At 29.4% G+C, this 25,852-nt stretch carries 25 protein-coding genes and 1 other RNA gene; 9 read left to right on the forward strand and 17 right to left on the reverse strand.

The window, feature by feature from the left end; all coding sequences use genetic code 11:
• Positions 1–128: 128 nt before the first annotated feature.
• A complete protein-coding gene (locus Lupro_RS01310; RefSeq protein WP_068205694.1) occupies positions 129–764 on the reverse strand; it encodes an endonuclease III domain-containing protein in 636 nt (211 codons plus the stop codon).
• A 35-nt stretch (positions 765–799) separates the two neighbouring features.
• On the opposite strand from Lupro_RS01310, the gene bcp reads away from it, so the two are divergent.
• Complete coding sequence (bcp, locus tag Lupro_RS01315) at positions 800–1,252, forward strand: thioredoxin-dependent thiol peroxidase (protein WP_068205695.1); 453 nt, start codon at positions 800–802, stop codon at positions 1,250–1,252.
• A gap of 470 nt (positions 1,253–1,722) precedes the next feature.
• Here the strand turns inward: bcp and Lupro_RS01320 are convergent, their stop codons facing one another.
• Both Lupro_RS01320 and Lupro_RS01325 read right to left on the reverse strand, forming a co-directional pair.
• Entirely contained in the window at positions 1,723–4,173 is a 2,451-nt protein-coding gene (locus Lupro_RS01320; protein WP_068205696.1) for a TonB-dependent receptor, read from the reverse strand.
• A 7-nt stretch (positions 4,174–4,180) separates the two neighbouring features.
• The gene (locus tag Lupro_RS01325) at positions 4,181–5,893 is read right to left on the reverse strand and encodes a M23 family metallopeptidase (protein ID WP_068205697.1); all 1,713 of its coding nucleotides are present in this window, start codon (positions 5,891–5,893) and stop codon (positions 4,181–4,183) included.
• Positions 5,894–6,061: 168 nt separating this feature from the next.
• Here Lupro_RS01325 and Lupro_RS01330 point away from each other — a divergent pair, with 168 nt between their 5' ends.
• The 4 genes from Lupro_RS01330 (at position 6,062) to rny (ending at position 8,434) form a co-directional block, all read left to right on the forward strand.
• Positions 6,062–6,352 (forward strand): hypothetical protein, encoded by a 291-nt coding sequence (locus Lupro_RS01330; RefSeq protein WP_068205698.1) that lies wholly within the window; start codon positions 6,062–6,064, stop codon positions 6,350–6,352.
• Positions 6,353–6,362: 10 nt separating this feature from the next.
• Positions 6,363–6,659 (forward strand): cell division protein ZapA, encoded by a 297-nt coding sequence (locus Lupro_RS01335; RefSeq protein WP_068205699.1) that lies wholly within the window; start codon positions 6,363–6,365, stop codon positions 6,657–6,659.
• A 54-nt stretch (positions 6,660–6,713) separates the two neighbouring features.
• Positions 6,714–6,820, forward strand: a non-coding RNA gene (ssrS, locus tag Lupro_RS01340) — 6S RNA.
• 45 nt (positions 6,821–6,865) lie between these two features.
• Positions 6,866–8,434: a ribonuclease Y gene (rny, locus tag Lupro_RS01345; protein ID WP_068205700.1), complete on the forward strand. Its 1,569-nt coding sequence runs from the start codon at positions 6,866–6,868 to the stop codon at positions 8,432–8,434.
• A gap of 141 nt (positions 8,435–8,575) precedes the next feature.
• Here the strand turns inward: rny and xerD are convergent, their stop codons facing one another.
• The gene (xerD, locus tag Lupro_RS01350) at positions 8,576–9,472 is read right to left on the reverse strand and encodes a site-specific tyrosine recombinase XerD (protein WP_068205701.1); all 897 of its coding nucleotides are present in this window, start codon (positions 9,470–9,472) and stop codon (positions 8,576–8,578) included.
• A 132-nt stretch (positions 9,473–9,604) separates the two neighbouring features.
• Here xerD and aroQ point away from each other — a divergent pair, with 132 nt between their 5' ends.
• Positions 9,605–10,018 carry a type II 3-dehydroquinate dehydratase gene (gene aroQ, locus Lupro_RS01355; RefSeq protein ID WP_068205702.1) on the forward strand — a complete coding sequence of 138 codons (414 nt, stop codon included), beginning with the start codon at positions 9,605–9,607 and terminating at the stop codon, positions 10,016–10,018.
• 299 nt (positions 10,019–10,317) lie between these two features.
• On the opposite strand, the gene Lupro_RS01360 is transcribed toward aroQ, so the two are convergent.
• The 11 genes from Lupro_RS01360 to Lupro_RS01410 all read right to left on the reverse strand — a co-directional run bounded on the left by Lupro_RS01360 (position 10,318) and on the right by Lupro_RS01410 (position 21,935).
• A complete protein-coding gene (locus Lupro_RS01360) occupies positions 10,318–11,082 on the reverse strand; it encodes a TIGR02757 family protein (RefSeq protein WP_068205703.1) in 765 nt (254 codons plus the stop codon).
• Complete coding sequence (locus Lupro_RS01365) at positions 11,075–12,007, reverse strand: DMT family transporter (RefSeq protein ID WP_068205704.1); 933 nt, start codon at positions 12,005–12,007, stop codon at positions 11,075–11,077. Before Lupro_RS01365 ends, Lupro_RS01360 begins: the two co-directional genes overlap by 8 nt.
• Entirely contained in the window at positions 11,988–12,893 is a 906-nt protein-coding gene (gene miaA / locus Lupro_RS01370; RefSeq protein ID WP_068205705.1) for a tRNA (adenosine(37)-N6)-dimethylallyltransferase MiaA, read from the reverse strand. Before miaA ends, Lupro_RS01365 begins: the two co-directional genes overlap by 20 nt.
• Positions 12,886–13,716 carry an ion transporter gene (locus tag Lupro_RS01375; RefSeq protein WP_068205706.1) on the reverse strand — a complete coding sequence of 277 codons (831 nt, stop codon included), beginning with the start codon at positions 13,714–13,716 and terminating at the stop codon, positions 12,886–12,888. Before Lupro_RS01375 ends, miaA begins: the two co-directional genes overlap by 8 nt.
• A 38-nt stretch (positions 13,717–13,754) precedes the next feature.
• Positions 13,755–15,707, reverse strand: coding sequence for a transglutaminase domain-containing protein (locus tag Lupro_RS01380; RefSeq protein ID WP_068205707.1), 1,953 nt, complete (start codon positions 15,705–15,707; stop codon positions 13,755–13,757).
• 12 nt (positions 15,708–15,719) lie between these two features.
• The gene (locus Lupro_RS01385) at positions 15,720–16,799 is read right to left on the reverse strand and encodes a 3'-5' exonuclease (protein ID WP_068211315.1); all 1,080 of its coding nucleotides are present in this window, start codon (positions 16,797–16,799) and stop codon (positions 15,720–15,722) included.
• 1 nt (position 16,800) lies between these two features.
• Positions 16,801–17,469, reverse strand: a complete 669-nt coding sequence (locus Lupro_RS01390; RefSeq protein WP_068205708.1) for a YggS family pyridoxal phosphate-dependent enzyme — start codon at positions 17,467–17,469, stop codon at positions 16,801–16,803.
• Positions 17,470–17,474: 5 nt separating this feature from the next.
• Positions 17,475–18,725, reverse strand: coding sequence for a DUF1015 domain-containing protein (locus Lupro_RS01395; RefSeq protein ID WP_068205709.1), 1,251 nt, complete (start codon positions 18,723–18,725; stop codon positions 17,475–17,477).
• A gap of 18 nt (positions 18,726–18,743) precedes the next feature.
• Positions 18,744–19,694 (reverse strand): D-2-hydroxyacid dehydrogenase, encoded by a 951-nt coding sequence (locus Lupro_RS01400; RefSeq protein WP_068205710.1) that lies wholly within the window; start codon positions 19,692–19,694, stop codon positions 18,744–18,746.
• 24 nt (positions 19,695–19,718) lie between these two features.
• Positions 19,719–20,789, reverse strand: coding sequence for a 3-phosphoserine/phosphohydroxythreonine transaminase (gene serC, locus Lupro_RS01405; RefSeq protein ID WP_068205711.1), 1,071 nt, complete (start codon positions 20,787–20,789; stop codon positions 19,719–19,721).
• Between the two features lie 84 nt (positions 20,790–20,873).
• Positions 20,874–21,935: an acyl-CoA reductase gene (locus Lupro_RS01410; protein ID WP_068205712.1), complete on the reverse strand. Its 1,062-nt coding sequence runs from the start codon at positions 21,933–21,935 to the stop codon at positions 20,874–20,876.
• Between the two features lie 44 nt (positions 21,936–21,979).
• Between Lupro_RS01410 and Lupro_RS01415 the strand changes: the two genes are divergently transcribed.
• Together Lupro_RS01415 and Lupro_RS01420 are read left to right on the forward strand one after the other, a co-directional pair.
• Positions 21,980–22,330, forward strand: a complete 351-nt coding sequence (locus Lupro_RS01415) for a 4Fe-4S dicluster domain-containing protein (protein ID WP_068205713.1) — start codon at positions 21,980–21,982, stop codon at positions 22,328–22,330.
• Positions 22,331–22,395: 65 nt separating this feature from the next.
• Positions 22,396–23,385 carry an isoaspartyl peptidase/L-asparaginase family protein gene (locus Lupro_RS01420; protein WP_068205714.1) on the forward strand — a complete coding sequence of 330 codons (990 nt, stop codon included), beginning with the start codon at positions 22,396–22,398 and terminating at the stop codon, positions 23,383–23,385.
• Between the two features lie 51 nt (positions 23,386–23,436).
• On the opposite strand, the gene Lupro_RS01425 is transcribed toward Lupro_RS01420, so the two are convergent.
• Entirely contained in the window at positions 23,437–24,738 is a 1,302-nt protein-coding gene (locus Lupro_RS01425) for a M20/M25/M40 family metallo-hydrolase (protein ID WP_068205715.1), read from the reverse strand.
• A gap of 218 nt (positions 24,739–24,956) precedes the next feature.
• Between Lupro_RS01425 and Lupro_RS01430 the strand changes: the two genes are divergently transcribed.
• Complete coding sequence (locus Lupro_RS01430) at positions 24,957–25,433, forward strand: nucleoside deaminase (protein WP_068205716.1); 477 nt, start codon at positions 24,957–24,959, stop codon at positions 25,431–25,433.
• Positions 25,434–25,437: 4 nt separating this feature from the next.
• Here Lupro_RS01430 and Lupro_RS01435 read toward each other — a convergent pair whose 3' ends face one another.
• Entirely contained in the window at positions 25,438–25,815 is a 378-nt protein-coding gene (locus Lupro_RS01435) for a hypothetical protein (protein WP_227807461.1), read from the reverse strand.
• Between the last annotated feature and the right edge of the window lie 37 nt (positions 25,816–25,852).

Genomic DNA, 25,852 nt, shown 5'->3' on the forward strand with positions numbered 1-25,852 from the left:
CGAAATAATTCAATATTTGCTCAACTACTCAAAGCAATTAAGAGTGGTTAAAACCAACAAAAACAATTATATTGAATTACATTTGAATTAATGTTCTTTAAACCCATTTTATAACCTAAAATGGGTTTTTATTTTAAGATAGATTTTCTACCTATTTTTTTTGTAATAACATCTTTCTCTAAATTCCATCCTCTTGCAGGAGAATATTCTCGTCCGTAGTAAATGATTTGTAAGTGTAGTTTATTCCATAAGTTTTTAGGAAATAGTCTTTTAGCATCTTTTTCAGTTTGAACAACATTTTTACCATTGGTTAAGTTCCATCTATACATTAATCTATGTATATGTGTATCAACAGGAAAAGCGGGTACGCCAAAGGCTTGGCTCATAACAACACTTGCTGTTTTATGCCCTACTGCTGGTAATTCTTCTAAATACTCAAAACTTTGAGGAACTTTTCCATTGTGCTTTTCTATTAAAATTTTTGACAAGCCATAAATTCCTTTTGATTTCATAGGTGACAAGCCTACGGGTCTAATAATTTCTTTAATTTCTTCTACAGAGAGCTTTACCATATCATATGGATTATCGGCTTTTTTAAACAGTAGAGGAGTAATTGTATTTACCCTAGCATCAGTACTTTGAGCAGATAATAGGACTGCTATTAGTAAGGTGTATGGATCTTTATGTTTTAATGGAATAGGCACTTCTGGATATAACTTTTCTAAAGTATGTATCACAAAATCAACTCTTTCTTGTTTGGTCATTTTTAGTATCTTTACAAAAAGCTAAAATACAAATTATGACAACATTAAAAGTAGGTGATAAGGCACCAAATTTTGAGGCACTTGATGAATCTGGAAATTCAATAAAACTTTCTGATTTTAAAGGAAAAAAATTAGTTTTATTCTTTTACCCAAAAGCAAGTACGCCTGGATGTACTATGGAAGCTTGTAATTTGAGAGACAACTATCAAACTTTCTTATCAAAAGGATACGAAGTCCTAGGCGTGAGTGCAGATTCAGCTAAACGGCAGCAAAATTTTATAGCTAAAAATGAATTGCCTTACCATTTATTGGTTGATGAAGATAAAAAGGTTATTAATGCTTTTGGTGTTTGGGGACCTAAAAAATTTATGGGACGAGAATATGATGGAATTCATAGAACTACATTTGTAATTGATGAAGAGGGTATTATAGAGGATATAATTTCAAAAGTAAAAACCAAAGAGCACACTAAGCAAATTTTAAAGTAATGGCAAAAGCTTAATATTCTTACGGTTCTAAAAATAAAATATTAAATTTAGCTGAAGTAAGTCTGTTTAGTTATGTATAAATAATCCTTAAAATAATTTTAAATGAGTTTTGATGGTTCGGTCTCAGCGATGATTTCATCATTATATAATAATTCAAGAGCAAGGAGGAAAACTTATTTTGATTGAGAAAGCTCAAATTCTAAAGAAGGATATAAAAAAGAAATATTTTCTTTGATAAGAAAGCTAAGCCAGAACAACTTTATGAGATTAGAAAGAATCTAATTAAAGATAACAGAAAAGACAGAATTAAAAGTTTAGTATTCGTAGTAATTGTTTTGGCTCTTATATACTTTAATAAATTAAAATAAACTGAAAAATTTTGGGCTTTGAAACATATACTTGCAGATATCACATATAAACTTAATAGCGATTTAACAACGAATAGTTAAAGGAGTTTCGAAATTATAAAGTTATAATTTCATATTTATTTTCACATTAAAAACTCTCGAAGTCATAAAATTTGGGATACCATAAAACTGTTTTGAATACACATCTCTAACCCAAGTATTGGTAATTGAATTTTGAATATCAAACATATTGTAAATCTCAAATCCAACAGCTAATTCTTTAAATTTTTGTAACCACCCACTTTGGTATTGGTTTATTGCATCTGTAAAAACGTAAGAAATTCCTATATCAGCTCTTTTGTATGCATTTAATCTATTTTGATAGTTATAAGGATCTGTATAAGATGGAGAACCACCAGGAACACCAGTATTGAAAACTAAATTTAAATACATTTTTATGTTAGGAATATTAGGAACATAATCTTGAAATAACATCCCAAATTTAAAACGTTGATCTGTTGGGCGGGAAATATAACCTCTGTTGTCGCTGTTTTCTTCAGTTTTTAAAAAGCCAATACTAATCCAACTTTCAGTTCCTGGCACAAATTCCCCATTCAATCTTAAGTCAATTCCAGTAGCATAAGCAGTTGCATTATTACTTGCGCTATATCTAACTCTAACATTGTCAACAGTATATGTATTTACATTGGTTAAGTTTTTGTAATAAATTTCAGAAGTTAATTTAAATGGCCGCTTCCACAGTTTAAAACTATAATCATTTCCTAAAACTATATGGATTGATTTTTGTGTCTTAACATCAGGAACTACAACACCATTTCTATTTCTAAGTTCTCTGTAGAAAGGAGGTTGATTGTACATGCCGCCTGAGATTCTAAAAAGCATTTCTTTTTCCCAATCAGGTTTTATAGCAAATTGACCTCTAATACTGTAAATAATTTGATTTGAAGTTTCAATATCATCGCCATAAACATTCCAATTATGAGATCTAGCCCCAATATTATACCAAATTTTATGATTATTCCAGTTACTATTTTTACTGTATTGTGCAAACCATATTAAACGATCAATTATTGTACTATTTTGGGCTTTAATACTTTGAAAAGGAACAATTTCTCCTGTAAAAGGCTCATAAGGTTGATTGTTTGAAATATGGTTTGGAGGGCGTACACTAAAACCTACCGAGTCTATAACTTCCCATTCATTTATACGATCTTTAATATCTTCCTTTTGGTATTTAATACCAAGATTTAGCTGAAATTTATCTTTTTTATAAGTGACCTTAAATTCAATATTACCAATAAGAGCATCAAGATTATTTCTAGCATGATTTAATTGCGTACCAATTCCTTCTGAAAACGCAACATCACCAAAATTACTAGAACCAAAATCACTGTTAGTTTCTCCTAAATTATAACTTGCTAAAATATCATAATATTCCTCTTCAATTGTTTGATATGTTGAAGTAGTTAAACTTAAATTTAAGTTTTTGTTTACAATATAACTCCCTTTTAGGGCACCAAAAAGTGTTTTAAATTTGTCTTTTTCTTGTCCTTCATAAAAAACAATTAGCTCTAAAGGATTTGAGATTGTTCCAAATTTAGTTCTTCTAGTAATAGGAGTGTAGTTGTAATTATTAATAGAGAAATTACCTAAGAAATCAACTTTTAACTTTGAGTTTACTTCATAAGATAAAAATGTTTGTATATCGGTAAAATTTGGGTTCGAATTAATATTAATGTCTTTACTATTAATAAATATACTATTATTTCTATATCTAACACCTAATATTGCACTTAGTTTGTGATGAAGCATATTACCTTCAACAGTTATACTCCCACCCAGTAAACTTCCCGTCATAGCTACAGCAAATTTTTCAGGAGTTCTATACGTTATATCTAAAACAGAAGAAAGTTTATCTCCATATTTGGCTTGAAATCCACCAGCTGAAAATTTTATATTTTGAACCATTGCGGGGTTTACAAAACTTAAACCTTCTTGTTGACCTGATCTCACTAAAAAAGGTCTATAAACTTCAATGCCGTTAACATAAACTAAATTTTCATCAAAATTGCCACCACGCACATTGTATTGTGTGCTTAATTCATTGTTATTATTAACACCTGCTAAAGTCATTAATATATTTTCAACTCCATTATTAGCACCAGGTATTTTAATTACATCAGCGGGGTTTATTTGAATAAAACCTTGAGCGTCCTTTTTATTATCTTTTACAATTATTTCATCAATATTTTCAACTTTAGGTTTTAATATTGGAGAGTAATTGTAGGTTTTATTTTTAGGAATTGTAATTGTTTTTGTTAAAATAGTGTATGATATATGCCTAAATGTGATTTTAATTTTAGTATCTCCCGGAACAGAGAATTTATATTCTCCCTTTTTATTAGTTGTTGTTCCGTAATTTAAATAAGAAATTGTAACCCCTTCTATGGGGTTTTTATCAGTGTTTTTTACAATGCCTTTAATAATTGAATTTTGAGCAGTAATACTTAGTGAGAATATTAAAAATAAAGTTAGGGTTACTGTTTTAAGCATGTACTATTTATTTTTTTCTAAAGAAAGTTGCTTTAATTATATTGGTGTTTCCAACATTATCTATAACTGTAATTTTTAAATTGTGTTTTGCTGTTGTAAAAGTTTTATCGCTAAAATTATAAGTTAAAATCCCATTTTTCACGTTGTACTCCATTAATATCCATTCTCCATCAATTTCACCTCGGTATGATTTTACACCAGATTCTTTATCAGAAATTTTAACTTTTAAGGTTTTAAAATGAGTGAGCCATTGCTCATTTTTAAAATTATGCAACCTAACTTTAGGTTTAATAGAATCTCTTTTTAAGGTGAATTTCCCTAATTTTTTAGTAGAACTATAAAATGTGGCATCTTTTTTTACGGTAGGTTCATAGCTTGTGCCTCCCTTTTTATTTATATAAGCAATGTATACTTGTTTTTTTTCATTTTCAGTGTATTTTGAAACATTAAAAGTAAGTGTGTATTTTTTATTTAATGGAATTGTAGGAGTATGTACTTTAACAATAGAATCATTTACACTAAAATCTAAATAGAAGTCTTTATAAAAGGTATTTTTAGGAAAAGCGATGGTTACACCATTTTTATTAAATTTATTAAATTGCTTATGCGCTATTTTATAAGGGGTTACTTTTTCAACCTTTTTAACCAATACTGAATTTTTTTCCCCTATGATTGGAATTGTTATTTTTTGTTTATTTCCTTTAAAGTCCTTTGCAATTATTTCAACAGTATATGATAAGCCATCTTCAATTGTTAAATAACCATTATTTATAGATTTAGTATACAAACTTAAGTTGTTCTCGGGTTCAATAAAACATTTTTGAACTCGCTGATTTAAATTTGCAAATCTCTCATAATCAATGAGTAAGTTAATAAATTTACTTTCTGAAAATGAAAAAGAGGAGGCTTCAAACTCAAATATTTTTTTACCATTAACTAGCATTGCTAAACTATAAAGCCCATTTTTGTTATACGCGCCATCCAATTGATCGTACGCGTTTATACCAAAACCAATTTTCCCAAAGGCTTTTATTTTAGTTGCTAATAATTCTCCATTTTTTAATTTTCTAAAAATGAGCTGAGTTGGTTTTTCAATACCATTTATTTGTGAATTTTCACCAAATGAATATCCTATTAACGTGTTAATTCTAGGCTTTTTAGAATCATTTACTTGCATGCCAAAAAGCATAGGATTTATTGGTTCCTCAGTTTTAGTATTTCTAATTTCAAAGTGTAAATGAGGCCCTACAAAGCCTCCAGTGCTTCCACTAAAAGCAATTATTTCATTTTTAGTAATTGGTAGCGTAGTTGAAGAAGGAAAAACCTGAATTTCAAAACTTTCTTTTTTATATTGTCTTTTCTTTATATAAGATTCAATACGTTTATTAAATTTTTTTAAGTGAGCATAAACGGTAGTATATCCATTAGGGTGTGTTATATAAATAGCTTTTCCATATCCCCAATGAGAAATTTTAATACGAGAAACATAACCTTCAGCGGCAGCAACTACCTCTAAACCTTCTTTTTGTAGCGTTTTAATATCTAAGCCAGCATGAAAATGATTGGTTCGTAATTCTCCAAAAGTACCCGATAAAATTAGTGGAATATTTAAAGGGTTTTTAAAATAGTTCACGGGATATTCACTTATTAATGTTGCATCTCCTTGAGAAAACACAATAGCGTTGTAAAGTAAAATGAATATGATAGTAAACTTTTTCATTAGGTTTGTTTAAATGCTAAAATACTAAATAAAACGATTTATAAAATTAATATATTTTCTCTTTATAACGTTAAAAGAAATAAGTTTTGCATAAATTAAAAAAAACAGTTGTAATATTCACTCACTAACACTAACTTTGTAATTAATAGTTTATATTCTTGGGCATATATGAGTAATATAACTGAAATTGTTAATTTAGTTGAAGATAAGCTTCAAAAGCTTTTAAAAAATTATAATTTTTTAAAAGAAGAAAATGATTTATTACATACAAAAATAGCAATTTTAGAAAATCAAGTAGCCAAAGAAAGGCAGTTATTAAATGATATTGAAAAAGAATATCAAACATTAAAAATTGCTAAAACTATTGAGGGCAGTAAAGAAGATAGAAGAGAAACAAAACTCAAAATAAATGCTTTAATTCGTGAAGTTGACCTATGTATAAGTCAATTAAGCGAGTAAGATCTTTAAAATGGCTGAATCTTTAAAAATAAAAGTAACTATTGCTGGTAGAGTATACCCCATTAGAATTAAAAATGAAAATGAAGAAGAAGGGATGCGTAAAGCAGCAACTCAAATAAATAATTTGGTTACAAAATTTGAAAAGAATTATGCCGTTAGTGATAAGCAAGACGTATTGGCAATGTGTGCTTTACAATTTGCTTCATTAATTGAAATAAATGCTATTAATAAAAATGAAGATTTAATTAATGCAACAGAAAAAATGAATAAACTAAGTGTTTTAATAGATAAACATTTAAAAAGATAAGTTCTTTAAAATAAGATAATAATAATACTGCCTACATTAGTTATTGTTTGTTAAACTCAACGTTATACCTTTATGAAGGGTGAGTCTTAATTGCAAAAGCAAGCCGTCTTAGAACGGATCCTTGACCAATTAGTTAGCCTTAATCTTGTTTAAAGGAGTTTTCAAAACCTTTCTAATGTAGGTTTTTTTATACCTAAATTTGAATTATGATAGATTATATATTACCCGTTATAGTTGGTATTGCAATAGGATTGGCTATAGGTTATATTATTGCAAAAGTTTTAGAAAAAACGAAAGCAACAAAAATTTTAAGAAACACAAAAAAAGAAGCAACAGCAATTCTAAAGGAAGCCAGAATTGAAGCAGAGATTCTTAAAAAAGATAAAATTTTACAAGCAAAAGAGAAATTTATTGAATTAAAATCAGAGCATGAAAAAGTAATAATAGCTCGTGATAAAAAAATTGCAGATGCTGAAAAACGTATTCGAGATAAAGAATCTCAGGTTTCACAAGAGTTAGATAAAAACAGGAAATTAAATAAAGAAATTGTACTAAAAATAAATGACTACGATAAAAAAGTTGAATATTTAGAACGCAGAACTGATGAAGTTGATAAGTTGCATCGTAAACAAGTTGAAAATTTAGAAGTTATTTCAGGCCTCTCAGCTGATGATGCTAAAAAAGAATTGGTTAAATCTTTAAAAGATGAAGCTAAATCTGACGCTATGGCACTTATACAAGACACCATTGAAGAAGCTAAATTAACAGCACAGCAAGAAGCACGTAAAGTAATTTTAAATACAATACAGCGTGTTGGTGTTGAACAAACAGTTGAAAATTGTGTCTCAGTATTTAATATTGAATCTGATGATGTAAAAGGAAGAATAATAGGTAGGGAAGGTCGTAACATTAGAGCTTTAGAAGCCGAAACTGGTGTTGAAATTATTGTTGATGATACACCTGAAGCAATTATTTTATCCTGTTTTGATCCGGTAAGAAGAGAAATAGCCCGTTTGGCATTGCATAAATTAGTGACTGATGGAAGAATACACCCAGCACGTATTGAAGAAGTTGTTAAAAAAACTGAAAAACAATTACAACAAGAAATTATTGAAGTTGGTAAACGCACAGTTATTGAATTAGGTATTCACGGCTTACATCCAGAATTAATTAAAACCATTGGTAGAATGAAGTATCGTTCTTCTTATGGTCAAAATTTATTACAGCATTCACGTGAAGTTGCAAACCTTTGTGGTTTAATGGCAGCTGAACTTGGGTTAAATGCTAAATTAGCAAAAAGAGCGGGATTGTTGCATGATATTGGTAAGGTGCCCGAATCTGAAAGTGAGTTACCACACGCATTACTAGGAATGAAATGGGCTGAAAAATACAATGAGAACGCTGAAATTTGTAATGCCATTGGTGCCCATCATGATGAGATTGAAATGACAACTCTTATAGCACCAATTGTACAAGTTTGTGATGCAATCTCAGGCGCAAGGCCTGGTGCTCGTCGTCAAGTTTTAGACTCATATATACAACGTTTAAAAGATTTAGAAGATATTGCTTTTGGTTTTACAGGTGTTCAAAAAGCTTACGCAATACAAGCAGGAAGAGAGTTGCGTGTAATTGTTGAAAGTGAAAAAGTGAGTGATGCTAAAGCTGGCGAACTTTCGTTTAATATTTCACAGAAAATTCAAAATGATATGACGTATCCTGGTCAAGTTCGAGTTACAGTAATTAGAGAAACAAGAATTGTAAATATTGCAAAATAGAACAATAACTTATTGTACTTTATAATTATACGCAATGTCAGTTAAAACCTGTCAACCAAGTATAGAGGAGGTGATTCTTGATATAAAAAACAGTATTGAACACGGTTATTTAACCAAATATCCATCCTTAATGCTGTTTTTTTATTTTCTAGGATGAAACTGGTTTACAACTTCTTTCAAAAAACTTTTATCTAAATGCATGTAAATTTCTGTAGTGGTAATACTTTCATGTCCTAACATTTGCTGTATAGCCCTTAAATCTGCACCTCTTTCTAATAAATGAGTGGCAAAAGAATGTCTAAAAGTGTGTGGACTAATAGTCTTTTTAAGACCTACTTTAATTGCTAAGTTTTTAATAATTGTATAAATCATTACACGTGAAAGGTTTTTTCCCCTTCTATTCAAAAAAACAGTATCTTCAAACCCTTTTTGAATTGTAAGGTGAATTCTAATAGTACTTATATAAAGTTGAATATATTTTTGAGTTTGTAAATTAATAGGTACAAACCGTTGTTTATTTCCTTTTCCAATTACACGTATAAACCCTTCATCAAAAAATAAATCAGAAAGTTTTAAATTGGTTAATTCTGAAACTCGTAGTCCACAACTATACAATGTTTCTAAAATTGTTCTGTTTCTTTCCCCTTGTGGCTCACTTAAATCAATAGCGCCAATTAATAAATCTATTTCTTCAGTTGATAAGGTGTCTGGTAATTTCCTGCCAATTTTAGGAGATTCAATTAAATCAGTAGGATTCTCTTTTCTGTAGTCTTCAAAAATTAAATAATCAAAAAAATTGCGAATCCCTGAAATTAATCTTGCTTGTGAACGTGCATTTATATTCTTTGAAATGGAATACACAAATTGTTGAATGGTATCTTCAGTAATAGTAATAGGAGAAATAGTTATATTATTTTCTTCTAAATACGAAATGAGCTTTTTAACATCACTTGAATAGCTGTTAATAGAATTTTTCGCCAATCCTTTTTCTATTTTCAGATAGAATTGATAGTCTTCTAATAGTTGTAACCATTTCATATGTTTAAATTTTATTTGTTAGTGGTAACATATGCCGTTCGCTATTAATTATTTCGTTGTCTTCCAAAACTTGTAATGCTCGTTTCATTTGATAAAAATAAGGTTTATATTTACATTTTAATAGCATATAAAATGAAAATACTTATTATAAACGGACCCAATTTAAATTTACTTGGAAAACGTGAGCCATCAATATATGGAAGCTTAACCTTTGAAGAATTTTTTGTATCACTAAAAAAGAAATATGCTGCTGTTGAGTTACATTATTTCCAAAGTAATATTGAAGGTGAAATTATAGATAAATTGCATGAAGTTGGCTTTACTTACAATGGTATAATTTTAAATGCAGGTGCCTATACACATACTTCAATTGCCATTGGAGACGCTATTAAAGGTATTGAAACACCTGTTATTGAAGTCCACATTTCTAATGTGTATTCAAGAGAAGAATTTAGGCATATTTCATATATAGCTCCCAATGCAAAAGGTATTATTGCTGGTTTTGGCTTGCAAAGTTATGAGTTGGCTTTAGAAAGTTTTTTATAAAATTTTGGCGTTTCCCCTTGGGTCGGGCTATCACTACTCGCTTTTTTAAGTTGCTAAAAACAACTTTTAAAAGAGCTCAAACAAACCGTTCTATCCCTAACGCAAACAACAATTGTTTTAGAGAGGGAAGTATAACAGAAGTCTATTCAATGATAGCAGTAGATTGCCACAGTTTTTAAAATTTAGTAATAATGTTGTTACAAAGAGTTATAGTAATTAAATAATCTATCACTTTGCATTTCCAATTATCAAATTGCTTCAACTTTCAAAACAATAGATTTCCAAAGAGGTACTTTCAACTAGAATCCTTCAAAAACACCTAATCCAAACAAGGCAAAATCATATTTTACAGGGTCGTTAGCATCCAGTTCTCGTAAATTCTTATCCAATTCAGCCAAAGCTTTTGCATCATTTTGTTTTCTAGCTATTAACCCTAATTTTCGGGCAACATTACCTGAATGTACATCTAACGGACAAGATAGTTGAGTAGGAGAGAGGCTTTTCCAAATTCCAAAATCTACTCCAGTGGTGTCATCTCTTACCATCCATCGTAAAAACATATTAATTCTTTTTGCTGCTGAACCTTTTAACGGATCAGAAATGTGTTTTTCCGTTCGTTGTAAATGAGATTTTTCAAAAAATAATTGTTTTAGTTTATGAATTGCAGGTTGTGTTGAAGATTCATTTGAATATTTTGAAAATACTTTTTCCAACCCATTGTGATTTGTATAAATGTGATTGAGTGCTTTTATAAAATAGGTTAAATCTTTACTATTAAAAGTTCTATGTACAAACCCATCAATTTTTTCTAAATGGTGTTCTTTGTGATTCATAACAAAATCAAAAGGAGAATTGCCCATTAGTTCCATCATACGGTTTGCATTTTTTATAATCATTTTTCTATTACCCCAAGCTATTGTAGAAGTAAGAAAACCCGATATTTCAATATCTTCTTTTAAATTATATTGGTGAGGTATTTGAATAGGATCACTTTCAATAAATTTTGGATTATTGTATTGGATTACTTTTTCGTTTAGAAAATCTTTGAGTTCGGTTTTAGTCAATTTTTTTACGTTTTATATAAGTTGCAATTACAATTCCTGATAAGATAAGTACTAAACTAAAGAAATGAACCATCCCAATTGCTTCATTTAAAATGAAATAAGCCAATAAACCACTAAAAAGAGGCAGTGTATAATAAACAATTCCGGCTTTTGTTGGTCCAATTTTTTCAATTGCTTTATTCCATAAAATATAAGCGGTTAATGAAGCAAATATACCAACATATAAAATTGAAAATATAGTTTTACTTTCAATTTTTATGGGAGGTACCGTAATTGTTTCCCAAATAAAAAAGGGCAACATAAAAAGAAGTCCCAAAATAAAAGTGCTTAATTGAAACCCTAAAAGGCTTAATTTTGTTGGTTTTTGTTTTATTAAAATACTGTATACTGCAAATATTATAGCAGCAAGTAACATCCAAATATCTCCAATTGAAAAAGAGAGGTTTAACAGTTTAGAAAGATTCCCTTTTGTAATTAAAAACAGTACACCAACTATTACAAGTAAAATCCCAATTGCTTTATGTGTAGTAATTAATTCTTTATAAAAAATACGTGAAAGTAATAGTATAAAAACAGGAAAAGTAATAGAAATTAAAGATAGATTAATGGCCGTTGTTGTATGTCCTGCCAAGTAAATTAACGTATTAAATATGGTAACGCCTAGTAAAGAGACTATAGAAATGTATATCCAGTTTTTCTTAAGTGTTTTCCAATCTGCTAACAATTTTTTTATAGCAAACGGAAATAGAAAAATAACAGCAACTGTCCATCTCCAAAAAGCAAGGCTTATAGGTGGAATACTTGTATTTAAATCTCTTGCAATAATAAAATTACCAGACCAAATTGCAGTTGCACTTAATGCAAAAAAATAGCCAAGAAGATATTTTTTATTTTTTAAATTTTTGTCAAAGTATAATTTCTTCAATTTGTTTAAGTATTTCTGAGGTGTTTTCTTCAAAGTTAAACCAATGAATTGTAGTATCTTTTTTATTCCAAGTTAGTTGTCGTTTAGCAAACCTACGTGTATTTTTTTTAATTTCATCAATAGCAAATTCTAATGTGAAATTACCATCAAAATAATTAAATAATTCACGATAACCTACGGTTTGTAGAGCATTTAAATTTTTGTATTTATAAAGTTCTTTCGCTTCTTCTAGTAAACCTTCTTGCAACATTAAATCAACTCTTTTATCAATACGACTGTATATGAGCTCTCTATCAGCTTCTAAGCCAATTTTAATTGGAATAAAGTTGCGTTTTTCTTTTGATTTATTTTTAAAGCTTGAATATGGTTTACCTGTTCCAATACAAATTTCTAAAGCTCTTATTAAACGATGTGGATTTTCAATTTCAATTATATTGTAACTTTCTATATCCAATTCTTTTAATTTATTTTGAAGTAAATTAAGTTCGCCATTTTCCAGTTGTTTAATAAGTTTTAGCCTTATTTCAGGATTAATTTCTGGAAAATAATCCAATCCATCAATTACAGCTTGAGTATATAAACCACTTCCTCCAACCATAACTACTATATTGTTTTTGAGAAATAAATTTTGTAATTTTTTAAGTGCATCTTTTTCAAACTGACCAACACTATAATTATCAAAAATGCTTCTATTTTGAATGAAGTGATGTTTTACAGAAGTTAATTCTTTTATTGTAGGAACTGCAGTTCCAATTTTCATTTCTTTATAAAATTGCCGAGAGTCACTTGAAATAATTTCAGTATTAAAATATTGAGCTAATTTTATACTTAAAGCTGTTTTACCTATTGCTGTAGCACCAATAATTGTAATTAAATAGTTATTCATGGTTTAATTTACTTCCGCATTTGTGGCAAAATGTAGCCATATCTTGATGTTTATCTTCTGAACAGTTGGGGCAGTGCTGTGTGTTAATCAATGCAAGGTTATCAGCTTTAGTCATTTCAGAAGTTACAATTCCTGTAGGAACAGCAATAATACCATAACCCAATATCATAACAATACTGGCTATAAATTGGCCAAAAGGAGTATGAGGAGCTAAATCTCCGTAGCCTACTGTTGTTAATGTTACAATTGCCCAATACATACTGTGTGGTATACTTGTAAACCCATTTTTAGGTCCTTCAATTAAATACATTACTGTACCTAAAATTATGGTGAGAACCAATACACTAAATAAAAACACTGAAATTTTAATTTTGCTTGCTTTTAAAGCAGCTATTAAATTTCTTGAAGCACCCATATAGCGTGCTAATTTTAATATTCGAAAAACTCTTAACAATCGTAAAGCTCGTAGCGCAATTAAAGCATGTGTACCAACAAAAATTATGGATAAATATTTTGGAATTGTAGCTAAAAAATCAATAATACCATAAAAACTAAAAATATAGGATGAAGGTTTTTTTATAGTTACGATACGGGCAATATATTCGATGGAGAATAAGATTGTAATAACCCATTCAGAAATATTTAGAAAATTATGGTATTTAGCATCAAAACTTTCAACACTTTCTAGCATTACAAGAATAATACTTATTAAAATGGTAATTATTAATATAATATCAAACCATTTTCCAGCCTTAGTATCAGCTTCATAAATAATTTCATGAAGTTTAGATTTCCAGTTAGTTGTTTTAGTTTGTGATTTCACAAGTTTTAATAGTTTAAATGTAATTTACAGAATTAAAGTTATAACTTTTTAATTTCAAGAGGTATTTTTTGAGTATTTACAATAATATTAAAAAAATCTTTAAGTGGTTTGTATTCAAAATTAAAAAAAGTAGGCTTACTAATTTTAACACTACTGCTTAAAATAAAAGAATCACTGGTTGATTTTACTAAAAAAATAAAGGAACCTCCATTTTCAGGAAGTTTAACAGACTTAGATTTAGGAAATGTGTGTATCTTATAATTTTTAGGAATATTTAATATGACGTTTGCACTATATGTTCTTGTGTAACCAAAATCTACTGGGTATAATCTATCTTTTTGGTTAAAAGGGTTCCTAGTGAATTTTTCTCCAAAATAAGGGTTAAAAAAATAAGTTTTAGAATTATCAAAATTTTCAATAATCACTTCAAAGGTTTCAATTAAAGGTTTGTTAATGGTAGTCTTATTTTCAATGGTATAATTTGTAACTTCAAGATTATTGTAGTTATCCTCAAAATTAGAAATAATATCATCTTCACTTTTGTTTTCTATTGATTTTCTTCTGTTAAGAGCATCATACCAAAACTTTACTTTTCTTAATTTTCCTATAATTGTACCATCTTCATTCAAGGTTAAGCCAACATAAAGTTTGGTTTTAGAACCTTTTGAAGGAACAATATCTATCCAATAACTTTCATTTTTAAAATCCATAACCCTACCGAAATGGTTAAGGCACTTGAATGGTAACATTCCAAAAGGTAGCAGTTTGTTAGTTGCATCTAAAAAATAATATGAATCTCCTATATTTACTTTAGCTATGATGTAGTTAAAATCGGAAATAATAGGGTGTAGTTTAGTAGGAAATCCATTACTTCTGGTAGAAAGAAGTACAAGCTCCGTTTTAATACCAACAAATTTAAGAGCGTTAATTAACGAGATGTTAATTTCACCTATATTTCCAACTTTATTTTCGTAGGCTTTTTTAACATTTACATTTTTAAAAATACTATACTTTTGATTCCAAGTATAATGTTTTTGTATAAATATATATATGGCTTTCGCTTTTTCTAAATCGGAGCTTAAAAGATTTATTTCTTTCGGAATTTTATTTTTAAAAAAAGATGTTTTTTTAAACTGCCCACCAATATTTTTATCAGTTTTAAACTCTCTGTCAACAGCTTTCCAAGTTGATGTGTATTTTTTTTTGGTACCATCAAACCAGGAGGTTGAACTTAGTTCAAATTTTATTTTTGAGAGAAAATTTTCTTTTGCGGTCATATATTCTTCTTCCTCAAAAGCGGGGATATTTTCCATAGCATAAAGTACCTTTTCGCAATTTGATGGAGTCGTATATCTGGGTACACTAAAGCACCTTCTTACAACTTGAGCATCGTTTACGCTAAGTTTTAAATATCCAGTTAAGCTTCTGTTATAGATGTAATTACCCGGAATTAATGCACTATACTGACTGTATTTTTTTGGAATATCTGATTGAAATTCCCATCCAGTTAAATTAAATTTAAACGGTGTATTTACGGTGTACATTACTTCAATAATACTTCCTTTTTTTAAATTAGGCATAGTAAATTTAACTTCCCTCCATCTATCGTTCACTCTTTCTTCAAAAATTTGTGATTTTTTAAGAAAAGTTTTATTAAAATTATTGTGTGTAATGGCTTTAACGTCTTTCACATATTCTTTATCACTTTTGTCATTGTATAGAGGAATAGAAAAGGTAGCATATTTAAAGCCTTCTTTATTAAAAATTTTAATTTTTTTATAAAAAGAGGTACTAACAATAACATTGTGAACTCCAACTTTAAAAGTGGTATTTGCAGATTCAAATAGTACAACTGCATTTGCAGTAGTATCTAATTTATATGTTTTTAAGGCTAATTCTTTGGTTGTGAGTTTTCCAAAAGTATATTTTTTTTGAGAATAAGTGAATAAGCAATTCAAAGATATGATTAAGAGAATAATTTTTTTTTTCATAGCATATAATTTTTAAAATCTAATTAACTGTTCTACTTTATTTTTTTGCAAGTATTTTTTTATAATTTCTCTATTGTGAATTGAATTTTTCATGGGAGAAATAAGGGTTTTTAGTATTTTAATATTGTTAATTTGATAATTTAAATCTGCAAAGCAATATCCTTTAAATTCATTGTTCTCAATTAATAAAACAGATTTTTCACCTATAGTTCTCCCTCTATCAATTACTATTAAATTTTCGTTGCTAAATTCAATAGTTGTAACTTTTGGTTTATTTATAAAGTTATATTGAGGCTTATTTATATGAAGTTCTTCATTGTATTTGAGTGCTGCAACAAGTTCATTCCCTGTTTCTTCGTAGGAAACAGAAATGACACTATTTTGTATGATTTTTGCCTTTTTTGAAGTCCGTAGAAATAATTGATTTACCTTTTTTTTAATATTTTTCCCTTTGCCAATATATAGAATTTTACTTGTATTATTGTGAATATAAAACAAACCAGTTGTTGAAGGTAAGTCATCTAAAATAGTTAATAATTTAGGAGTTAGTGTTCTTGTATTTTCAATTTTTACAGCTTGTTTTACAATTAGCTTGTCAACATCTTTATTGAGTAAAAGTTTAAATAGCTGAATAGTTGCAATAGCATCACCATCAGCTCTGTGACGACTTGAAACGGGGATTCCTAAAGATCTGCATAATTTTCCTAATTTATAAGAAGGAAGATTGGGAATTAATTTTTTACTTAATTCAACAGTACAAAGTGTTTTCCGTTCAAATAGGTAGCCTAAACGTCTAAATTCGGTTGTTAAAATTCGCTTGTCAAAATTAGCATTATGTGCAACAATAACACAATCTGTGGTAATCTCAATAATACGTTTTGCAACCTCATAAAATTTAGGTGCATTTTTAAGCATTTCACTATTAATACCTGTTAAATTGACTACAAATGGTTGAATTTCTCTTTCGGGATTTACCAAGCTAATAAATTGATCAACAATTTGATGCCCATCAAATTTATAAATGGCAATTTCGGTAATTCCTTCTTCGTTAAATTTACCTCCTGTGGTCTCTATGTCGAGTATTGCATACAAATTAGGTGTAGTTTCTTTTTCCAAAAATTAAACTTCCAACCCTAATCATATTGCTTCCTGCTTCAATGGCTATTTTGTAATCTCCACTCATACCCATTGAAAGAATAGAGAGATTAAAATTAGATGAATGGTGTTTTTTAAGTTTGGTAAAAATAAGATTAAGCATCTTAAATTCAGTTCTAATAATAGATTTATCTTCAGTAAAACTTGCCATTCCCATTAATCCTTTGATATTGATATTATTTAAGGATGCAAATTCTTCAGAAGTAATGATATTGTTTACATCAGTAATAGATAAACCAAATTTGGTATCTTCTTTTGCAATTTTTAACTGTAATAAGCAATCAATTATCCTATTGTGTTTTAGAGCCTGTTTGTTTATTTCTTTTAAAGTTTTAAAGCTGTCAACACCGTGAATTAAATGTACAAAATGAGCCATATATTTCACTTTATTGCGTTGTAAATGCCCAATCATATGCCATTCAATATCTTTTGGAAGTTCTTCATATTTTTTAACCATTTCCTGAATTTTATTTTCTCCAAATGCCCTATGCCCAGCATTGTAAGCTTCTAATATATCAGAAATTGGTTTCGTTTTAGAAACCGCAATCAATTGAACGTTTTTAGGAATATCATTTTTTATTTTATGTAAATTATCTTTTATAAACACAAATGTTAATCTAATTTATTAATAACTAAACCTGATCTTAATTTGGGTTCAAACCAAGTTACTTTTGGGGGCATAATATTATTGGTGTCAGCAATTCTCATTAATTGACTCATGCTTACAGGAAATAAAGCAAATGCCGCTGCCATTTCACCGCTATCAACACGTTTACTTAATTCTGATAGTCCTCTAATACCTCCAACAAAATCAATTCGAGTATCAGTTCTTAAATCTTTTATATTTAAAAGAGGCTCTAATATGTATTTTGACAAAACGCTAACATCTAAACTTTCTATAGGGTTGTTATCGTTATAAGTTGGTTTTTTTGCTGTTAAACCATACCATTTTCCATCTAAATACATGGAAAAATCATGTAGTTTTTCGGGTTTAACAATAGATTCACTAACTTGGGTAATTCCAAAATTTACATCAATTTTATTTAAAAATTCAGCAGTACTCAAGCCGTTTAAATCTTTTACAACTCGGTTGTAATCAATAATTTGTAATTGCGTATCAGGAAAATGCACAGCCATAAAATAGTTATAAGGCTCGTTACCAGTGTGGTTAGGGTTTTTTTTACTAAACTCAGTGCTCATTTTTGCAGCAGCAGCAGTTCTATGATGTCCATCAGCAACATAGGTGTATGGAACTTTATCTTTAAATAATTTTTCTAATAATTTAGTTGTTTCAATATCTTCAATTACCCAAAAATGATGTCCAAAACCATCTTCGGCAATAAAATCATATTCAGGGGTATTATTTGTAACAATATCAGAAACAATTGCATCAATTTCAGGAACAGCCCTGTATGTAAAAAATACAGGTTCAATATTAGCTTCTAAATTTCTTGTAAGTACTTTACGGTCTTCTTCTTTATCGGGACGAGTTAATTCGTGTTTTTTTATAACTCCATTTAAGTAATCATCACAAGCAGCATCTCCCACAATTCCATATTGTGTTTTCCCATTCATTGTTTGTGCGTAAATATAATAATGAGGCTCTTTATCTTGGATTAAAAATCCTTTTTCTTGGAAGGCTTTAAAATTAGATTTTGCTCTTAAATACACTTTCTCATCGTGAGGGTTTACTTTACTGTCAAATTCAACTTCAGCACGTGTTATGCGTAGTAAAGAAGCTTCTTTACCATCAACCATTTTTGTAGCTTCTTCAGAGTTCATTACATCGTAAGGTAAGCATGAAACTTCTTCTACTTTATCTTTTGGAGGTCGAAGTCCTTTAAAGGGTTTTACAATTGCCATTGAGTATTGTATTAGGGATTATGTTAAAATTTCAATAATTTGTTGTGCTAATTCTGTTCCTATTCTATCTTGAGCTTCTCCAGTTGCAGCACCAATATGCGGCGTTAAAGATAGGCTTGAATTCATTAATAATTGGATTTCAGGAGTTGGTTCATTTTCAAAAACATCTAGTGCTGCGCCAGAAATTTTTCCATTTTCAATTGCTTTTACTAATGCAACTTCATCAATTACACCACCACGAGCGGCATTTACAATAAAAGCACCATCTTTCATAATTTCAAATTCTTTTGTTGAAATAATATATTCATTTTGGGCTGGAACATGCAAAGTGATAAAATCAGCTTGTTGCAATACTTCTTCTTTAGTTATAGTATTTATATTGAAAAATAAAGTTTGGTGATCAAAAAATTCAAGTTCTAAGTTAATAGCGTCTAAAAATGGATCAAAAGCAATTACTTTCATTCCTAAACCTAAGGCTACTTTAGCAGTTGCTTGACCGATTCTTCCAAAACCTATTATACCTATTGTTTTACCTCTTAATTCAACGCCTTTGGCATAAGATTTTTTTAATTGTTTAAATTTTGTATCACCATCTAGTGGCATATTTCGGTTAGAATCGTGTAAAAAACGAGCCAATCCAAATAAATGAGCAAAAACAAGTTCAGCCACAGAGTGTGAAGATGCAGCAGGTGTATTTATAACAGCAATACCTTTTTGTTTTGCATATTCAACATCAATATTATCCATTCCAACACCACCTCGTCCAATAATTTTTAGAGAATTGCAATTATCAATAATATCTTTTCTTACTTTCGTAGCACTACGTACAAGTAATACATCAATTTCATTAGAGTTTAAATAATCTAATAATTGATCTTGTGCTACGGTTGTTAAATCTACTTCAAAACCGGCTTCTTCAAGTGCTTTTACACCACTTGCTGCTATTCCGTCATTTGCTAATACTTTCATCTTATATTTTATATTGAATTTTTATTATCCTATTTGTTTTTCTAATTGTTGCATTGTGCTAACTAATACCTGTACACTTTCAATTGGCATTGCATTGTATATACTTGCTCTATAACCACCTACAGATCGGTGTCCTTTTAAGCCACTTATACCAGCATCATTCCAAAGTTTGTCAAATGTTTCTTTATCAGCTTCATTGGTAAGATTAAAAGTAACATTCATTAAAGAGCGATCTTCTTTTGCCGCAAATCCTTTGAAGTGAGAATTTCTATCTATTTCATCGTATAATAATGTTGCTTTCTTTTCATTTCGTTTTTCAATGGCAGCAATACCACCTAAATTTTTAAGCCACTCTAGTGTTAGCATTGATGTGTAAACGGCAAATACAGGAGGGGTATTAAACATACTATCTTTACTAATATGAACCTGAAAATCTAACATTGAAGGGATATTACGCCCTGTTTTTCCTAAAATTTCATCTTTAACTATAACTAAAGTTGTTCCTGCAGGTCCCATATTTTTCTGAGCACCAGCATAAACTAAATCAAATTGAGTAAAGTCTAATTTACGAGAAAAGATATCTGAACTCATATCACAAACAAGCAGTGCATCGGTTTTTGGGAATTCTTTAATTTGAGTTCCGTAAATAGTATTATTTGATGTACAGTGTACATAATCTATAGCTGTAGGTATTGTGTAATTTTTTGGGATGTAGTTGTATGTTTTATCTTTTGATGAAGCTACTACATTAATTTCACCTAATAGTTTAGCTTCTTTAATTGCTTTAGTACTCCAAGCGCCGGTATCTATATACGCTGCTTTGCCGTTAATTTTTAAAAGGTTGTAAGGCGTCATTAAAAATTCTAAACTGGCGCCTCCTTGTAGGAATAAAACTGAATATCCTTCAGGTAAGTTTAACAATTCTTTTACTAAGCTGCGTGCGTTTTCCATCACATCAATAAATTCTTTACTTCTGTGGGATATTTCTATTAATGATAAATTTAAATGGTTAAAATTAATTACAGCTTCGGCTGTTTTTTTTAAAACTTCTTGTGGTAAAATGCTTGGCCCAGCACTAAAATTATGTTTTTTCATTTTTTTTTATGAAATATGAATTTATTTATGCCACAAATTTCGGAAAAAAGATTTAAGCGTATGACTAATTATTGGTAAAATATGTTAAATAGTTAACAAAAAATTTAAAGTATCAATACCATCGGCATAGTTCCATAACTTTGGATGTTGTGTTTCTCCAAATTTTACAAAATCTTTGTAGTTTTTGTTGCTCACAACACATTGAATTTGCTCACTTTCCAATTCTAGTTTCAATAATAAATCATCAAATGAATTATAATATTCATAAAAAAGTGTTGCAATAGGAGAAGCATAATTTTTATCTTCTTTCAACATTATAAACCCATTTTCTTGAAGTTTAAACAAACTCATTAAATAAATGGCTTTATTATAATCGTAGTTATTCTCGTATTTTTTATAGTTTATAATATCTTTAAATTGGTACAAAGCATTAAAAAGAGGATTAAAATCATAACCTTTAGGTATGAAAATTTTAGAAACACTTCTACAACCTAATCCAAAATATTGAAAAATATCATTACCTAAACTTTCTAATTCTTCTTGAGTTTCATTACTAGTTAAAATGGCTACTGAATTTCTATTCCTTCTAATAATATTTGGATATTTTCCAAAATAGTGTTCGAAATAACGTGCTGTATTAGTACTGCCTGTTGCAATAACAGCGTCAAAATTAGTTAATTTTCCTTCGGTGAAAGTTATTTTATTTTTAAATTTTGGATTGTAGTATTCTAAAAATTTTGCAATTAAAGGTAAAAAGTGTTTGTCGTTTGATGATTGTTTAACAATTACATTATGTCCGCTTGTTAAAACAGACAAAAAATCGTGAAATCCTACTAAAGGAATATTTCCAGCCATAATAATGGCAACATTTTTAGGAGCATACTCACCATTGAAATTATAATTTGAAGTCCATTTGTTTAAATTTTTTAGTGTAAGCGCTTCACTCCAACTTTCAAAAGCTTTTAAAACATTTTCTTTGTTAAACCAGCCGTTGTATTCTTGGGCTCTATTAATTTGAACTTTAAAAACATCAAAAAATAGGGTATTGAATTCAGATTTATCATTTTTTTCAATTTTTGAAGTGTTGAACTGTTTTAAAAAATTACCAAGTTTTGCAAAAGCTTTAATTCGTTGTTCTAAATTCATTTTAATTATAATTTTATATTTGCAAAAATAATCTAAATAATAGTATGGCAATAAAAATAACAGATGAATGTATTAATTGTGGTGCCTGTGAACCGGAGTGTCCAAATAATGCAATTTATGAAGCTGCAGAAAACTGGAAATTTTCTGAAGGTACTTCACTAACAGGAAAAATAGTTTTACTAAATGGAAAAGAGTACAATGCTGATGAATCTCAAGAACCAATAGATGATGAAGTTTATTTTATAGTTGCTGATAAATGCACGGAGTGTAAAGGTTTTCATGAAGAACCTCAATGTGCAGCTGTTTGTCCTGTAGATTGTTGTATACCAGATGAAGAAAATGAGGAAAGTGAAGAACTATTATTAAAAAAGAAATTCTTTTTACACAGAGAGTAATTTTTTTTTTGCATAAATTTAAAAAAATTGCGTACTTCATAGTCAATTATAAAAGAGTGTTATTTATGAAAAATCGTAGAGATTTTATTAAACTGTCGGCGTTAGGTGGTGTAGCCGTGTTAACAAATTCTTGTTTAACTTCTACAAACGAGAATAAGATAAGGCAAACTAGTCAAAAAAAAATTATTAAACCAATTGTTATTTCTACTTGGAATCATGGAATGGAAGCAAATGTTTCAGCTTGGAAAATTTTAAGTAAAGGAGGCTCTTCATTAGACGCTGTTGAGGCTGGTGTTAGAGTTACTGAATCTGATCCAAATAACTCAAGTGTTGGTTTGGGAGGTTTGCCAGATAGAGATGGTTTTGTTACACTTGATGCATGTATTATGAATCATGAAAATGAGTGTGGTGCTGTTGCTTTTTTACAAGATATTGAGAACCCTATTTCTGTAGCTCGTAAAGTTATGGAAGACACTCAGCATGTGCTACTAGTAGGTAAAGGAGCTAAACAATTTGCGATAGAAAAAGGATTTAAAGAAACGAATCTGTTGACTGAAAAAGCTAAAATAGCTTGGGAAAAGTGGAAAGAACAATCAAAATACCAGCCTGTAATTAATAGTGAAAACCACGATACTATTGGATTGTTGGCATTAGATGAAAACGGAAACCTTTCAGGAGCTTGTACCACCAGTGGTATGGCTTATAAATTACACGGTAGAGTAGGAGATTCTCCAATTATTGGAGCAGGATTATTTGTAGATAATGAAGTAGGAGCTGCCTGTGCAACAGGTATGGGTGAAGCTGTTATAAGAATTGCAGGTACTGCAATTGTTGTAGAACTGATGCGTAATGGAATGTCGCCATATGAAGCTTGTAAAGAAGCTGTAGCCAGAATTGTAAAAAAGCACAAAAATTTAACAAATTTACAAGTTGGCTTTTTAGCCTTAAACAAGTATGGGGAACATGGAGGATATAGTGTTTATAAAGGTTTTAATTACGCATTACAAACTAAAACTCAAACTAAAATGATTGATGCTAAATTTAATAGAAAATAGCACTAGACAATATTTAAAATAATTTAGCTTAAAAGATTAGTATAGAAACTTTTACTTTTGATTAATCAGTCTGTAAATTAATAAAGCTGCACGTTGTGTTAATTCTTTAAAATGGTTTAAATCAATATATTCATTAGGGGTGTGAGACCCTTTTCCCATAGTACCTAGTCCGTCTAAGCAATCTACATAATTAGCTACAAATGAAATATCTCCAGCTCCTCGTTTACTAGGGTCATAAGCTTTAACATTTCCTTTTCCCATTGCCACACTAATAGCATCTAAAACACTTAAAATAGCATAATTTCCAGGTGTGGGTTTCATAGGAGGGTATTTTAATTGAAAACTAATAGTTGCAGAAGTTTTAGGTAAATTAGTTGAAATAATAGCTTTCATTTTGGCAATTGTATTTTCAATTTGCTCATTAGTAAGGCATCTTAAATCTCCTTTAACAATCGCTTCTTGAGCTACAATATTTGTTTTGCCAAACATAGTTCCTTTAGACTGTGCACTGTCATAATTTACAATAGTACCTCCAACAATTGTTGCCGGATTAAATGTTAAGTTTTGTTCAGGTAATTCGTTGTAAAAATCATTGAGTATTCTAGACATTTCAAAAATAGCACCTGCACCAACTTTTTTTGTAAATATACCTGATGAGTGTGCGCGAACTCCTTTCGTTTTGAGAATCCAACTTCCAGAGCTTCTTCTGGCTACTGTGGCGTAATTTAAACCAGTTGCTCCTTCAAATCCTAAAGCAATATCGCTGCGTTTACTTGCATCAATTAAATCCTTTCTGCTAATACTAAGTGGAAATCCAACTTTTTCTTCATCACCAGTAAAAGCAGCAATTATTTGAGTGTTTTTTAAAACTCCAGTTTCAGATAACGCTTTTAATGCATATAAAACAATAATGTTACCACCTTTAATATCTCCTACTCCTGGTCCATATAATTTATTTTTTTCTTTGCTTGCTTTTTGAAACGGACTATTTTCTTCAAAAACGGTATCTAAATGTCCAATTAACAAAAGTTTCTTTCCTTGAACATTTCCTGTATTTAATTCACAAAATAAATGCCCAGCTCTTTCCATTTCACTTGGCATAGGAATCCAAGTAGGTGTAAATCCAATTTTTTTGAATTCTTCAGAAAAAACAGACCCTACCTTTTCTACTCCCAATACGTTCATCGTTCCACTATTGATGTTTACCACTTTTTCTAAAAGTGTTAGTGCTTCATCATTATTATTTACTACTTGTTTCAATATTTTTTTTTCAATTCGACTTAATTTTTGTGCGTTTACAGAAAAAATGTTTATAAAAAGAAGTAATGCTAGACTTAACTTTATGATTTTCATAAAAGATTGATATTTATTATTTTGGGTAAATTTAATAAAATTTAAACATATTTAAGAAGTATTTATAAACAGCTATTCATTTTTGAAAAAAAACTGAAAAGGCAATTTTATTTTTTATCAATATTGAATATATTCTGAAGAATAAGCAACATGTGTAAAGATAAATTTCTAAGTTTGCATATTAAGAAAAAAGAAGATAAATACACAGATTGTAAATAATGAAAGAACAACATAATAAATTTATAAGAAGAGCTGTAGCGTTAGCAAATGAAGGTGTAAATTCAAATTGCGGAGGCCCTTTTGGTGCGGTTGTAGTTAAAAACAATGAGATTATTGCAGAAGGATATAATAGTGTAACATCTGTGAATGACCCAACAGCACATGCTGAAATTGTAGCCATTAGAAAAGCTTGTAAAAAGCTAGGAACATTTCAATTAGATGATTGTATAATTTATACTTCATGTGAACCTTGTCCTATGTGCTTAGGAGCTATTTATTGGGCAAGGCCTAAAGAGGTTTACTATGCTTGTACACGAGAAGATGCTGCAGCGATTGATTTTGATGACCAATTTATTTACAATGAGATTGGTAAAAATATTAATGATCGTCAAATTAAGTTTACTCAAATTCTACAAAATGAAGCATTGCAAGTTTTTGAGAATTGGAAATCAAAGACTGATAAAACAGAATATTAAATTTTTAGAAAATAGTTTCACTTAAAGCATAATAAATAGCCATTAATGCTGAGAAAATAGCACTTGCTAAAAAACGCCAGTTTAGTGGCATTTTATTTTGAATACTATAATTTGCAATAAATGAAATTGGAATATTTGCAAGAAATGACCAAAGTGCTATTTCTAGTAAATGGCTGTTAATAGCATTGAAATTTCCTGAAAATAATTTGATGAATAATAAGTGCCTTCCTATCCACAACGGATTAAAGTATGCAATTGCCAACCCTGTTTTAGCCAACGTTAGTTTTATACCTGAATATAACTTCGTTTTTTGTACTATCCAGTTAAAGTAATTAGGAATTTCAAATGCGTATAGCGTAGCACCAATAAATACCATACCCATGAAGCGACTCCAAGAAAATTCATTTAAAAATAGGGCC

It is taken from the genome of Lutibacter profundi (genome assembly GCF_001543325.1).
Taxonomy (GTDB): Bacteria; Bacteroidota; Bacteroidia; order Flavobacteriales; family Flavobacteriaceae; genus Lutibacter; species Lutibacter profundi.